Origin of the sequence: Propioniciclava sp. (genome assembly GCF_047602245.1) — a bacterium.
GTDB lineage: Bacteria > Actinomycetota > Actinomycetes > Propionibacteriales > Propionibacteriaceae > Propioniciclava.
This window is the reverse complement of the sequence record NZ_JASGHT010000001.1, coordinates 1,615,902-1,629,049: the sequence shown is the minus strand read 5'-3', so window position 1 is coordinate 1,629,049 and position 13,148 is coordinate 1,615,902. Positions and strand designations below refer to the sequence as shown.

Here is a 13,148-nt window from a genome sequence, read left to right as displayed (position 1 = left end):
TGGAGTATCGACCCGAAAGTTCTCATATCCGCGGCCGGAGGACTGCTGGGTGTCGCGTCAGAGCGACATGAGAAGTTTCGGGCTGGTCCTCCGTCTACATCGGGGTGGGGCGTCCGCCCGCGCGCACGATCTGCACCGTTGCGCACGAAATTTCGTAGGCAACGGTGCATTTCGTGCGCGTGAGGGTGGGTGAGGGAATGCCGGGGCGAACACCCCGTGAGCTGACCGCGGGATGGGGTTCTGGCATGAGGGCGGCCTGGTTGGGTCATTGGTGGGCGAGTTGCCAGCGTGGAATGAGGTGTGGCGTGATGGCCGGGCCGTCGAGCGAACCGGCACGAGGCGTCCCTACAAGGGGACGACCTCGTCGTGAGGCCCACGTACCATGGAGGCGTCCGGCGGCAGTGTGCTCGCGGACGTGACCGAGGAGTGGGCGATGCGCGAGGGGCACCTGATCGGCGGACGTTACCGCCTGGGCGTCCAGCTCGGCCGTGGCGGGATGGCCCGCGTGTTCAGGGCGACCGACGAGCGCTTGCGCCGCGATGTGGCGATCAAGATCGTCGACCTCTCCCAAACAACCGACAAGACGCTCGGCGAGCGCTTCAACCGCGAGGCGGTATCGACCGCGGGACTCAACCATCCCGGCATCGTCACCATCTACGACTCCGGCACCGACGGACGCCTGGCCTACCTCGTCATGGAGTTGCTCGGCGGCTGCACGGTCGCCGATCTGCTGCGCGACCGGGGCAAGATGCGCCAGGGCGAGGCGGTGCGGATCGGACGCCGGGTCGCCGAGGCGCTGGTCGCGACGCACGCCATCGGCATCGTGCACCGGGACCTCAAGCCGGCCAACATCATGGTCGACGGCGATTCGGTGAAGCTGCTCGACTTCGGTATCGCCATGGTCGCCTTGGACGCCGAATCGAACCTGACCGCTCCCGCCACCGCGCTCGGCACGGCCGCGTACATGTCGCCGGAGCAGGCGCAGGGATTCCGGGCGAGCCCGGCGTCCGATGTGTACGGGCTCGGTGGCGTGATGGTGTCCATGCTCACCGGAGAGCCTCCTTATGGCGGTGACAACGCCTTCCAGGTGGCAAACCGGCACCTGTCGGAGCCAGCCCCTTCGGTGCGCTCCCGGGTTCCCGGTATCTCGGTCGCCCTGGACGATCTGGTCACCCGGATGATGGCCAAGGACGCCCCCGCTCGGCCCACCGCGTCCCTGGTCGCCGCCGCGCTCGCTCATCTCGAAGAGAATCCGTCCGCCGCGACGACGACGGTTTTCCCCGCCGTCGCGGTCAACCCGGCCGCGCCCTTGGCGTCGGCCTCGGTGCAACCCGGTGTGCTGCCCGCCGCAGCCGCGATGGGGGTGGCCGCCGCGGCGTCCGTCGCGGCGCAGGCGCCGCCGCGCTCGGCTTCGTGGGTTCCGCCGGGGGTGCCTGCGCCGACCGCGATGGAGCAGGCGGTGGGCGCGTCGTCGCCGACCGTCGTGCAGCCTGCGGCTGCGGCGCAGTCGGGGGCGCCCGGTCAGCCGGCTCCGACGCTCATTCAGCCTGCTGCGACCCTGATCCAGCCTGCGGTGACGGGGCAGGGCGCCGGTGGCCCCGTTCTTCCGAGTGCGCGACGTGCGGATGCGCCCGCCGATCCTGGCCGCGAGGTTCCCGCGCCCGATGCCCACTTGTTCCGGGCGCTGTTCGGACGCCTCGGCGTCCTGATCGGCGCGATGCTGCTGTTCAGCCTGTCGTGGGCGGTGGGCAGCAATGTGATCCGCGCGGTTCCGCTACCGAGGCTGCCCTTCGGGGTCGGCGGCAGCCTTCTCACCGACGGCAGCGAGCGCACACTCGGGCTGCCCGGACTGCCGAGCGTGGACGATCTCGCCCTGCTGGCCGCTATCGCCGGGGTGGACGCCGCCCTGTCGAGCCTGCCCACCGACACGCCGGAAGCGCGCACCATGACGAAGGCACTCAAGGATCGCTGGGCCACCACCTCCGACGATCTGCGCGCGGGCAAGAGCCCCAAGACGGCGCTGAAGAACTTCCGCACCAAGGTGGACAAGCACGCCGACAAGGGCGAACTCTCCGACATCGAGGCGCGCGTCCTCTCGGTGGCGCTGAGCGCGGTCGAGCAGACGATCTAGCCGCTCCGATTGTCGACCGCGCCCGAATCGAGGCGGACGCCCGGGTGGGCGCGTTGAGCAGACGACGTGCCTCCTGATGGTGGCCGCGGGACAGGGGCGTTATCGGCGCCGGATGTCAGCCGACTGCAAGCCGGACGCCTTCGGCGGCGGCCGCTTTCTGGAGGCGCTGGTCGAGCGTCGCCAATGTGGCGTCGCGATGGAGAGCCAGTTCGAGGTAGAGGGCGTCGTAGGCAGACAAGTCATGTCGTCGGGCCAGTCGCATCACCGAGGCGGACCGGGGCGTCTGGTCGAGTGCGATCCCGAGTTCGTCGATGACTTCGAGGATCTCTTCGGCCGACCCGGCCGGGAGGCGTCCGCGTCGTTCGGCGACGAGCAGGATGTTGCGCAACTCGACCCACAACAGCCAGGGTGCGGTCACTTCGTCGTAGGAGTCGAACAACTCCTCCAGGTCGGGCCCGGCCTCGTCGGGGAGCAGCGACGACAACAGCAGCGATGAGTCGACCACCAGCATCAGCGCCGTCCCTGCGCCCGCCACTGGTTCAACTCGTCGACGGTGATGCCGCCGGCGTCGCGCCGAAGCCGCGCACCGAGAGCCGAGAGGCGCCGGGCGGCCCTCGCCCGGCCGGGAGCCTTCACCACCGGCACCAGCCGCGCCGCCGGGACGCCCCGGCGCGTGATGGTCACGCTCGCGCCGGCTTCCACCTGCTGGACCAGCTCGGACAGATGCGTCTTGGCGTCGAACAAGCCGACTTCACGCTGCACTGACATGGCGACTCCCTTCAACCAACAGACTAGTTGGTTAGTTGAAATGGATGCCAGGTTTGGGTGATCCTCAGGCATGAGGCAGGGGATAAGTTGACGTCATGAGCTTGTCCGCATCGAATCCGCTCGCCGAGCGCTCGGTTTTGCCGTTCCAGTTGCCCGACTTCGTGAACCTGACGCCTGCGCACTATCGCGAGGCGATCGAGGCGGGGATGACCGAGCAACTCCAGGCGCTGGACGCGCTGGCGTCCGACCCCGAACCGCCCACGGTCGAGAATGTGCTGCATGCCTGGGAACGGTCCGGCGAGTTGCTGAATCGCGCATGGGACACCTTCTTCACCGTGCGCTGGGCTGACAGCAATGATGAGTTGGACGCCATCGCGTCCGAGTTCGCGCCCAGGATGTCCCAGCACGGGGACGCCATCTGGATGGACGAACGCCTGTACGCCCGCGTCCGCGCCCTGGATGCGCGGGTGAAGACGGGCGAAGTCAGCCTCGATGCCGAGGACTCCTGGATGCTGGAGGAGACGCTGCGCTCGTTCACCCGCGCCGGCGTCGCCCTCGACCCCGAAGACCGGGACGGGTTGCGCGCACTGAACACTCGCCTGGCCGAACTCGGTGCGGCGTTCTCGAAAGCCAACCGTGACGGACGGGTCTCCGGCGCGATCATCGTCACCGACCGCACCGAACTCGACGGGCTCACCGACGCCGAGATCGACGCGCTGGCTACGGATGATGGCAGCTGGCGCATCGAGCTGATCAACACGACGCAGCAGTTCCTGATGGCCAAACTGAACCACCGGCCGTTGCGGCGCAGGCTGTACGAGGCGTCCGTCTCGCGGGGGCTGGCCGGCGAGCACGACACTCGTGCGCTGATCGTCGAGATCGCCCGGGCGCGCGCCGAGCGGGCCCAGCTGCTCGGCTATCCGCATCATGCCGCGTTCGTCGTCGAGGCGGGCTGCGCCAAGACGACGGACGCCGTGAACGCCCTGATGGGGCCGCTCGGCAAGGCGGCGCACGCGAAGGCGTCCGCTGAGGCCGAAACCTTGGCTGCCCGTTTCGCCGAACTCGCTCCCGGTGAAACGTTCGAGCCGTGGGATTGGGCGTATGTGTCCGAGATCGTCCGCGCCGAGACGTTCGCGTTCAGCGACGCCGACGTCGAACCGCACCTGAGGATCGCCGACGTCCTCGAGGCGACCTATGCCGCCGCGCACGACCTGTACGGCATCACCTTCACCCGCCGCCACGACCTGGCCGGGCACACCGCGGACGCCGAGGTGTACGAGATCCGCGACGAGGACGGCGTCCCGCTGGGCCTGTTCCTGATGGATTTCTGGGCGCGCCCCACCAAGGAGGGCGGTGCCTGGATGACCTCGGTGGTGTCGCAGAACCACCTCACCCGGCAGCTGCCGGTGGTCACCAACAACTGCAACTACACCCGCGGCCAAGAAACGATGACCTGGGACGGCGTCATCACCATGTTCCACGAGTTCGGCCATGCCCTGCACGGGCTGTTCGCCGACAGCCGCTACGGCTCGCGGTCGGGGCCGGCGTCGGCGCCGCGCGACTTCGTCGAGTTCCCCAGCCAGGTCAACGAGTACTGGGCCTGGCAGCCAGGACGGGTGCTGCCGGCCGATCTGCTGGCCAAGCTGACGGACGCCTCCGCCTTCGGCCGCGGCTTCGACACCCTGGAGATGATCGCCGCGACCCTGCTCGACCAGGCCTGGCACCAGGCGTCCCTCGATGAACTGCCCACTTCACCCGACGAGGTCGAGGAGTTCGAGCGCCGCGCCCTGGAACGGTGGGGTGTGGTGTCTGATCTGGTGCCGCCGCGCTACCGGTCGGCCTACTTCGCGCACATCTGGGCGAACGCGTACGCGGCCGGCTACTACGGCTACACCTGGTCGCAGGTGATGGACGCCGACGCGGTGGCCTGGTTCGAGGCGAACGGCGGCGGCACCCGCGTGAACGGCGACTGGTTCCGCCGGACGCTGCTCGCCCCGGGCAGTTCGGTCGACCCGAGCGAGACCTACCGGTCGTTCCGCGGACGCGATCCCGAGGTCGGCCCATTGCTGGAGCGGCTCGGCCTCACCATCTGAGCGCCGCGACACCCAGAGCTGGATCCTGCGCCGGGGCGCGACGAACGGGCTCGGCGCAGATCAGCGTGAGTGTGCCGCGGTGGCGCGTGAGGGCGGAGCTACCTCACGGCCACCCACGAACACTGCGGTGATGTCGGGGGATGTCGCGGACAGGATGAGTTGATCGGGGGCGCTGCCGCGGGTCCGGATCGTGCTGGGGTCGAGGGTGAAGAAGTCGGCGAACGCGCCGACGTGGAGGTCGCCGACGTCGCGTCCGGTGCTGGATGCGCCGCCGTGGCTCATCGCGGCGACGAGTTGGGCGGGGGAGAAGCGTCCTCGTTCGCCGGAGGCCAAGCGCTCGCCGTGTTCGAGGGCGCGGGCCTCTAGCAGGGGGTCGATGACGGCGTGCTGGTCGGTGCCGAGCGCGATCCTCGCGCCGGCGTCGTGCAGGGCGCGGGCGGGGCCGATGCCGTCGCCGAGGTCCGCCTCGGTGGTGGGACACATCACGATCGTGCAGCCGGCCGCGCCGAGTTGGGCGATGTCGTCGCCGGTCAGGTGGGTGGCGTGGACGGCCGCCAGCCGCGGGCTCAGCAGGTCGAGGTCGGCCAACAGGCCGGTGGGCGTCCGGCCGGTCTCGGCGAGGCAGGCGGCGTTTTCGGCGGGCTGCTCGGAGAGATGCACGTGCAGCGGGATGGTGGGATCGATCCGGGCGGCGATCACCTCCAGGTCGCGGACGGGGACCGCGCGCACCGAGTGGATCGCCGCACCGACCGCCACCTCGTCGGCTGAGAACTGCTCGGCCACCGCGGTGCGCAGCGATTCCAGACGGTCCAGCCAGCGCTCAGCTGAACCGTCACTGAACCGGGTCTGCTCGGGCTGCGGCGGGGCGCCGAATCCGCTCGACAAGTAGCAGGTGTCCAGCAGGGTGAGGCGGATGCCGGCCGTCCGTGCGGCCCGCGCCAACGCGAGTTCCATCGCGTGCGGCTCCGGGTACGGCGACCCGTCCAGGGTGTGATGCACGTAGTGGAATTCGGCCACCGACGTCCACCCGGTCGCCACCATCTCCGCAAAAACCGTCGTGGCGACGCGTTCGTACGACTCCGGGGTCAGCCGGGTCGCCTCCTGGTACATCAGCTCGCGCCAGGTCCAGAAACTGCCGCCGTCGCCGTGGGTGCGCCCGCGCAGCAAACGGTGAAAGGCATGCGAATGGGCGTTCACCGCGCCCGGAAAGAGCACCCCCGGCACCGCGACGTCGTCCGCCGCGGCCACGACGCCGGATTCGATCGCGGTGATCCGGCCGGAATCATCCACGCCGATCCGCACCCGCTCGGTGATCCGGCCGTCCACCCACGCGCTCGGCGCCCAGAACACGGTCACGACAGCAGTCCCCGCAAGGCCTGGGCCAGCGCGAACGCCGAATGGTCGGCGTCGGCGTCCTCGGCGTACTCCTCGGGCGAATGCGAGATACCGGTCGGGTTCCGGGTGAACAGCATGCCGCTCGGCACGAACTCGGCGAGAATCCCGGCGTCGTGCCCGGCGCCCGTGTAGAGCAGCGGCGCGTCATCCAACGCCGCCGACAAGCGCGCGGCCAGCCCGGGATCGAAGTCGACGCCCGCGCTCCACGACTCCTCGCGCACCTCGACGGTGCAGCCGTGCGCGGACGCGATCGCCTCGAACGCGCTCCGGAATCGTTCCACGAGCGCGAGCGTGACGGCGTCGTCCGGGTGTCGTGCGTCGATCCAGAAACGAACCTCGGACGCGATCACGTTCGTGCCGCCGGGGACCGGCTCGAAGCGCCCGACCGTGGCGCGGGCGTCGTCGGTCTCGCGGGCGAGCGAGGAGACGGCGCCGACCATCTGTGCGGCGGCGACCAGCGGGTCGCGCCGGTCGGCCATCAGCGTCGTCCCGGCGTGATTGCCCTGGCCGCGGACGGTCGCGCGCCAGCGTCCGTGCCCGAGGATGGTGCTGCCGACGGCGATCGGCCGGCCCAGATCGATCAGCCCGCGGCCCTGCTCGATGTGCAACTCGACGTAGTGGCCCACCCGGGCGAGGGCGTCCTCATCCCGCCCGAGATGGCGCGGGTCGACGCCGCCGGCCGCGAACACCTCGGCCAGCGTGGTGCCGGAGGCGTCCGTCAACGATCGTGCCTTGTCGGCCGATAGTTTGCCGGTCATCAGCCGTGACCCGAGGCAGGCGATGCCGAAGCGCGAGCCCTCCTCTTCGGGAAAGACCGCCACTGCGAGCGAGCGTTGCGGGGTGAAGCCGTCGGCGCGCAGCACGTCGACCGCCGCCAGCGCGGCCGCCACGCCCAGCGGGCCGTCGAAGGCGCCCCCGCCAGGCACCGAATCGAGGTGGCTGCCGGTGACCACCGAACCGGGCCCAGGTGCACCCCACCAGGCCCAGATGATGCCGTTGCGGTCGATCTCGACGTCGAGACCGCGCCGGTCCGCCTCACCCAGGAACCACGCGCGCAGATCCATCTCCGCCGTCGAGAACACCGGCCGGCAATAGCCGCCCGAGGTGGCATCGCGCCCGATCTGCTGAATATCCGCGAGTAGTCCCGTCACGCTCATGATTCGCTCTTTCCCGTCGCCTGCCGACGGCGTGGTGCACACCCGTCGGGCCTCGCGATCAGGCTAGAAGCGGACGCCGCACCCGGCCAGCGCACCGACGGCGTCCGTGTCTGGCATCCCAGACGATGCCCGGTTCTACCCCGTTGAACGCCCACCCGGGCCCGCGATGAAATGGAGACCACGACACCCCGTTGGCGGAAAGGATCCATCATGGCTTTGCCCGGCGCTCGCACCGTTCGCGCTCCCCGCGGATCGGAGATCTCCGCCAGGAGCTGGCAGACCGAAGCTCCGTTGAGGATGCTGATGAACAACCTCGACCCCGAGGTCGCCGAGCGTCCCGACGATCTGGTCGTCTACGGCGGCACCGGACGCGCCGCGCGCAGCTGGCAGGCCTTCGACGCGATCGTGGCGAGCCTGCGCGACCTGGCCGACGACGAGACGCTACTGGTGCAGTCCGGCAAGCCGGTCGGCATCATCCGCACCCACGAGTGGGCGCCGCGCGTCCTGATCGCCAACTCCAACCTCGTCGGCGACTGGGCCACCTGGCCCGAGTTCCGCCGCCTCGAGGCCGAGGGCTTGATCATGTACGGCCAGATGACCGCCGGATCGTGGATCTACATCGGCACCCAGGGCATCCTGCAGGGCACCTTCGAGACCTTCGCGGCCGTCGCCCGCAAGCTCGCCGCGCGGCCGGGCGCGGCCCATGCGCACTGCACGGGGACGCTCGCGGGCACCCTCACCCTCACCGGCGGCTGCGGCGGCATGGGCGGCGCCCAGCCGCTCGCGGTCACGCTGAACGACGGCGCCTGCCTCGTCGTCGACGTGGACGAGTCCCGGCTGCGCCGCCGCCTCGGCAAGCGCTACCTCGACGAGGTGGCCACCGATCTCGACGCGGCGCTCGCCTCGGTGCAGCGCGCCAAGGATGAGCGGCGCGGCTGGTCGGTGGGCCTGGTCGGCAATGCGGCCTCGGTGTTCCCCGAGGTGCTGCGCCGCCACCGCGCCGGCGAGCTCACCGTCGACATCGTCACCGACCAGACCAGCGCGCACGACCCGTTGAGCTACCTGCCGATCGGCTACACCGTCGAGGAATGGCAGCGTCGCGCCGCCGAGGATCCCGAGGGCTTCACCCGCGACGCCCAGGCGTCGATGGCCGCCCAAGTGCAGGCGATGGTCGAATTCCAGGACGCCGGTGCCGAGGTGTTCGACTACGGCAACTCGATCCGCGACGAGGCCCGCCATGCCGGTTATGAGCGCGCCTTCGAGTTCCCGGGCTTCGTGCCCGCCTACATCCGTCCGCTGTTCTGCGAGGGCCTGGGGCCGTTCCGCTGGGCCGCGCTGTCGGGTGATCCGGCCGACATCCGGGCCACCGACGAGGCGATCTTGGAGCTGTTCCCCGAGAACGAGCACCTGCACCGCTGGATTCGTGCCGCGCAGGAGCGCGTCGAGTTCGAGGGTCTTCCGGCGCGCATTTGCTGGCTTGGCTACGGCGAACGCGCGAAGGCGGCGGTGCGCTTCAACGAACTCGTCGCCGAGGGCAAGGTGAGCGCGCCGATCGTGATCGGGCGCGATCATCTCGATTCCGGTTCGGTGGCCTCGCCCTACCGTGAGACCGAGGCGATGGCCGACGGTTCGGACGCGATCGCGGACTGGCCGCTGCTGAACGCGCTCACCGCCGCCTCGTCCGGTGCGACCTGGGTGTCGATCCACCACGGTGGCGGGGTGGGCATCGGGCGCTCGATCCACGCCGGGCAGGTCAGTGTCGCCGACGGCACCCCGCTCGCCGCCCAGAAGCTGGAGCGGCTGCTCACCAACGACCCCGCCATGGGCGTGTTCCGCCATGTCGACGCCGGCTACCAGCGGGCCGTGGACGTCGCCGAGGAGCGCGGCGTCCGGGTGCCGATGCCGGCCACGGTGCGCAATGCCGACCAGGCCTGGTGAGCGCGCGAAAGCAGGGGTGAAACCATGAGCGTGCTGATCGGCAATATCGGCGAGCTGACCACGAACGACGGCGAGCGCGGACGCCTGCACGAGGCCGCGCTCGTCCTGGACGGCCCACGGATCGCCTGGGTGGGCCCGTCCGCCCAGGCGCCCGCCGCGGATGAGTTCGTGGACGCCGAGGGCCGCGCCGTCCTGCCCGGCTGGGTCGACGCGCACACCCACCTGGTGTTCGCCGGCGACCGGACCAGCGAGTTCGAGGCCCGGATGGCCGGCCAGGCCTATGCCGCCGGCGGGATCAATGCCACCGTGCAGGCCACCCGCGCGGCGTCCGATGAGGTGTTGGGGGCGAACCTGGCCCGGCTCGTCGCCGAGGCACGCCGCGGCGGCACCACCACCATCGAAACCAAGACCGGCTACGGCCTCACCACCGAACACGAGGTGCGGTCGGCGCGCATCGCCGCCGAGCACGCCGACATCGTCACCTTCCTCGGCGCCCACGTGGTCCCGGCCGGCGAAGACCCGGCGCGCTATCTCGACCTGGTCACCGGCCCGATGCTGGACGCCGTCGCGCCGCTGGTCGGCGGGGTGGACGTTTTCTGCGAAACCGGCGCCTTCGGCGAGGCGGACGCCGCCCGCATCCTGCGCGCCGCCGCCGCCCACGGGCTGCCCACCCGCGTGCACGGTAACCAGCTCGGCCACGGGCCGGGCGTCCGGCTCGCGGTGGAGTATGGCGCGCTGAGTGTGGACCATCTCGGCTTCCTCACCGACGGCGACATCGAGGCGCTCGCCGGATCGTGGGCGGGCTGGGACGCCGGCGCCGGGCCGCGCGGCACGGTCGCCACCGTGCTGCCCGCCTGCGACCTGTCCACCCGGATGCCGCTGGCGCCTGCGCGGCGCCTGGCCGATGCCGGGGTGGTGCTCGCCATCGCCTCCAACTGCAACCCGGGCACCTCCTTCACCACCTCGATGGGTTTCTGCGTGGCCACCGCCGTGCTGCAGATGGGCCTCACCGTTCAGGAAGCGGTGCGTGCCGCCACCCTCGGCGGGGCCATCACGCTCGGGGCACACACCGACGGCTGGATGGACGCGCGCGGTGCGCGCCAGCCACGCGTCGGCGTGGTGTCGGTGGGGGCGCGCGCCGACCTCCAGATCCTGCGCGCACCCTCGGTGACCCATCTGGCCTACCGCCCCGGCGTCCCGCTCACCGACGCCGTCTGGCGGGCCGGCATCCGCATCGTCTAGGCCGCCTGACTAGGCCGAAGGGTACGACCCGCCGCGTCCGTGGATGCTGCGCGACAGCCGTGCCGCGGCGTCCCGGACGGCCTCGGCGAGCGCGGGAATCCGATCCTCGGTGACGTCGTCCTCAGCGAAGGTGACCGCGACGGCGGCCACCGGCCAGGCGCGATGGTCGAGCACCGGGGCGGCCACCGAGGCCAGCCCGGGCGTCACCGATCCCTGCTCCAGCGAATAGCCCCGGGCGCGGGTCTGCTGGAGCACCTCGCGCAGCGCCGAATAGCTGCTGATCTCGTCGGGGTGCCGGTGCACGAACGCCTGCGCGTTCGGGAAGAGCGCCCGCACCTGGGCACGGGGGAGCGCGGCGAGGATGGCGCGTCCGCTCGCGGTGATCTGCATCGGCAGCCGGACATCCACGTCGCTGACCAGGTCCATCCAGCGCGAGGCCCGCGTCTCGACGACGTAGAGCACGTCGCGGCCGTGCGGCACCGCCAGGTGCCCGCTCGTGCCCGTCCGTTCGACGAGCTTCGCCACCACGAGGCGTCCCACCCGCGCGAGCGGTTCGTGCCGGGCGTAGGCCGAGCTGAGTTCGACGGCGGCGATGCCCAGGCCGTAGCGCTTCTCCTCGGCCAGGTGCATCACGTAGCCGTGCTCCTGCATGGTGGCCAGCAGGTGGTAGACGGTGGAGCGGGGCAGCCCGAGTTCGGCGGCGATCATGCTGGCCGGCATCGGCATCCGGGACTGCGCGAGCAGGCTGAGGATGCGAAGCGTGTGATCCGCCGCGGGTACGCCCATGCCAGTCTTCCTGCTCCCTCTGCTGCGCCGTGAACTCCTTACTCCAGCGATTCTCCCAGCGCCGCCTCGGCCTCGCGCCGGACTGCCCCGCTGACCACGAGGTCGTGCGCGGCGGCGATTTCGGGGTAGAGCAGGTCGTCGGTGTCCGGCGCGGCGATCCGGGTGCGGAACAACCGGTGGACGGCCGCCGTCGCGCTCGCCGGCTCCCCCTCCTGCGCGCCGATCCGGAAGTCGAGGGCGCGGGTGGAGGTCAGCAACTCGATCGCGAGCACCCGCGCCAACCCGTCGATCGCGCGCCGCAGCTTGCGGCCGGCATGCCAGCCCATCGAGACGTGATCCTCCTGCATCGCCGAGGAGGGAATCGAGTCGACCGACGCCGGTGCGGCCAGGCGCTTCAGTTCCGAGACGATGCCGGCCGCCGAGTATTGGGCGATCATCAGCCCGGAGTCGAGCCCGGGATCGGCCGCCAGGAACGGGGGCAGGCCATGGTTGCGCGCCACATCCAGGAAACGATCGGTGCGCCGCTCGGAGATGCTGGCCAGGTCGGCGACGGCGATCGCGAGGAAGTCCAGCACGTAGCCCACGGGGGCGCCGTGGAAGTTGCCGTTCGACTCGACCCGCCCGTCCGGGGTCACCACCGGGTTGTCGATGGTCGAGCGCAGCTCGATCTCGGCGACCTGGCGGGCATGGGCGGCGGTGTCGCGCATCGCGCCGTGCACCTGCGGCGAGCAGCGCAGTGAGTAGGCGTCCTGCACGCGGGCGAACCCGCCCGCGTCGGGGCGCTGGATCAGCCCCGAACCGTCCAGGATGCGCCGGATATTGGCCGCGGATGCGAGCTGGCCCGGGTGCGGGCGCATCGCCTGCAGGTCGGCGGCGTACACCCGGTCCGAGCCGCGCAACGCCTCGACGGACGCCGCCGCGGCGATGTCGGCGACGCATTGCAGGGCGGCCAGGTCGTGCAGGGCCAGGCAGAGCATGCCGAGCATCCCGTCGGTGCCGTTGATCAGCGCGAGCCCCTCCTTCTCGGCGAGCACGACGGGCTCGATCCCCGCCGCGGCGAGCGCCTCGTGCGCGGGAACCAGCCGGTCGCCGGCGACCCGCACCTCGCCTTCGCCGGCCAGGGTGAGCGCGCAGTGCGCGAGCGGGCTGAGGTCGCCGGAGCAGCCGAGCGAGCCGTACTCGCGGACCACCGGGGTGATGCCGGCGTTGAGGACCGCCGCGTAGGTTTCCACCACCACGGGCCGGACGCCGGTGCGCCCGCTGGCCAGGGTGTTCAGTCGCAACAGCATCAGGGCGCGCACCACGTCGCGTTCCACCTCGGGGCCCGTTCCGGCCGCATGGGACCGGATCAGGCTGCGCTGGAGCTGCTGCCGCTTCTCCAGTGGGATCTGGACGCGCGCCAGCGCGCCGAAACCGGTGGACACGCCGTAGTGCGGCCGGGTGTCGTTGGCCAGCGCGTCGATGGTGGCGCGCGTGTGCGCGACGCGCGCGAGCGCGTCCTCACTCAGCGCGACGGTGGCATCATGGTGGGCCACGGCGACGACATCGGCGATCGAGAGCGGAGACTCTCCCAGAAGCACGGTGGTGGGTGACAGGCTCATGAGTCCCATCCCACTACGTGCGGGATGGGCTCACAAG

Annotated in this window: 10 protein-coding genes; 4 read left to right on the top strand and 6 right to left on the bottom strand. The window is 71.0% G+C overall.

Features of this window, described 5'->3' with window-relative positions:
• Nucleotides 1-382: 382 nt before the first annotated feature.
• Nucleotides 383-2,131, top strand: coding sequence for a protein kinase domain-containing protein (locus QM708_RS07880; protein WP_415106397.1), 1,749 nt, complete (start codon nucleotides 383-385; stop codon nucleotides 2,129-2,131).
• A 115-nt stretch (nucleotides 2,132-2,246) separates the two neighbouring features.
• Here QM708_RS07880 and QM708_RS07875 read toward each other — a convergent pair whose 3' ends face one another.
• Both QM708_RS07875 and QM708_RS07870 read right to left on the bottom strand, forming a co-directional pair.
• A complete protein-coding gene (locus QM708_RS07875; protein WP_415106394.1) occupies nucleotides 2,247-2,642 on the bottom strand; it encodes a type II toxin-antitoxin system VapC family toxin in 396 nt (131 codons plus the stop codon).
• Nucleotides 2,642-2,899: a type II toxin-antitoxin system Phd/YefM family antitoxin gene (locus QM708_RS07870; RefSeq protein ID WP_415106391.1), complete on the bottom strand. Its 258-nt coding sequence runs from the start codon at nucleotides 2,897-2,899 to the stop codon at nucleotides 2,642-2,644. The genes QM708_RS07875 and QM708_RS07870 overlap by 1 nt, the downstream gene beginning before the upstream one ends.
• 95 nt (nucleotides 2,900-2,994) lie before the next feature.
• Here QM708_RS07870 and QM708_RS07865 point away from each other — a divergent pair, with 95 nt between their 5' ends.
• Nucleotides 2,995-4,992, top strand: coding sequence for a M3 family metallopeptidase (locus tag QM708_RS07865; protein ID WP_415106388.1), 1,998 nt, complete (start codon nucleotides 2,995-2,997; stop codon nucleotides 4,990-4,992).
• Nucleotides 4,993-5,052: 60 nt separating this feature from the next.
• Here the strand turns inward: QM708_RS07865 and QM708_RS07860 are convergent, their stop codons facing one another.
• Both QM708_RS07860 and QM708_RS07855 read right to left on the bottom strand, forming a co-directional pair.
• Complete coding sequence (locus tag QM708_RS07860) at nucleotides 5,053-6,348, bottom strand: formimidoylglutamate deiminase (RefSeq protein WP_415106385.1); 1,296 nt, start codon at nucleotides 6,346-6,348, stop codon at nucleotides 5,053-5,055.
• The gene (locus QM708_RS07855) at nucleotides 6,345-7,544 is read right to left on the bottom strand and encodes an allantoate amidohydrolase (protein WP_415106382.1); all 1,200 of its coding nucleotides are present in this window, start codon (nucleotides 7,542-7,544) and stop codon (nucleotides 6,345-6,347) included. The genes QM708_RS07860 and QM708_RS07855 overlap by 4 nt, the downstream gene beginning before the upstream one ends.
• 210 nt (nucleotides 7,545-7,754) lie before the next feature.
• Between QM708_RS07855 and hutU the strand changes: the two genes are divergently transcribed.
• A complete protein-coding gene (gene hutU / locus QM708_RS07850) occupies nucleotides 7,755-9,482 on the top strand; it encodes a urocanate hydratase (RefSeq protein ID WP_415106379.1) in 1,728 nt (575 codons plus the stop codon).
• Between the two features lie 24 nt (nucleotides 9,483-9,506).
• The gene (locus QM708_RS07845) at nucleotides 9,507-10,724 is read left to right on the top strand and encodes an imidazolonepropionase (RefSeq protein WP_415106376.1); all 1,218 of its coding nucleotides are present in this window, start codon (nucleotides 9,507-9,509) and stop codon (nucleotides 10,722-10,724) included.
• 9 nt (nucleotides 10,725-10,733) lie between these two features.
• Here the strand turns inward: QM708_RS07845 and QM708_RS07840 are convergent, their stop codons facing one another.
• Nucleotides 10,734-11,510: an IclR family transcriptional regulator gene (locus tag QM708_RS07840; protein WP_415106373.1), complete on the bottom strand. Its 777-nt coding sequence runs from the start codon at nucleotides 11,508-11,510 to the stop codon at nucleotides 10,734-10,736.
• A 38-nt stretch (nucleotides 11,511-11,548) separates the two neighbouring features.
• Nucleotides 11,549-13,111, bottom strand: coding sequence for a histidine ammonia-lyase (gene hutH, locus QM708_RS07835; RefSeq protein WP_415106371.1), 1,563 nt, complete (start codon nucleotides 13,109-13,111; stop codon nucleotides 11,549-11,551).
• Nucleotides 13,112-13,148 lie beyond the last annotated feature (37 nt).

Coding starts and splice junctions, on each gene's coding strand:
- QM708_RS07880 (WP_415106397.1), top strand. CDS start 383: ATGGAGGCGTCCGGCGGCAGTGTGCTCGCGGACGTGACCGAGGAGTGG.
- QM708_RS07875 (WP_415106394.1), bottom strand. CDS start 2,642: ATGCTGGTGGTCGACTCATCGCTGCTGTTGTCGTCGCTGCTCCCCGAC.
- QM708_RS07870 (WP_415106391.1), bottom strand. CDS start 2,899: ATGTCAGTGCAGCGTGAAGTCGGCTTGTTCGACGCCAAGACGCATCTG.
- QM708_RS07865 (WP_415106388.1), top strand. CDS start 2,995: ATGAGCTTGTCCGCATCGAATCCGCTCGCCGAGCGCTCGGTTTTGCCG.
- QM708_RS07855 (WP_415106382.1), bottom strand. CDS start 7,544: ATGAGCGTGACGGGACTACTCGCGGATATTCAGCAGATCGGGCGCGAT.
- hutU (WP_415106379.1), top strand. CDS start 7,755: ATGGCTTTGCCCGGCGCTCGCACCGTTCGCGCTCCCCGCGGATCGGAG.
- QM708_RS07845 (WP_415106376.1), top strand. CDS start 9,507: ATGAGCGTGCTGATCGGCAATATCGGCGAGCTGACCACGAACGACGGC.
- QM708_RS07840 (WP_415106373.1), bottom strand. CDS start 11,510: ATGGGCGTACCCGCGGCGGATCACACGCTTCGCATCCTCAGCCTGCTC.
- hutH (WP_415106371.1), bottom strand. CDS start 13,111: ATGAGCCTGTCACCCACCACCGTGCTTCTGGGAGAGTCTCCGCTCTCG.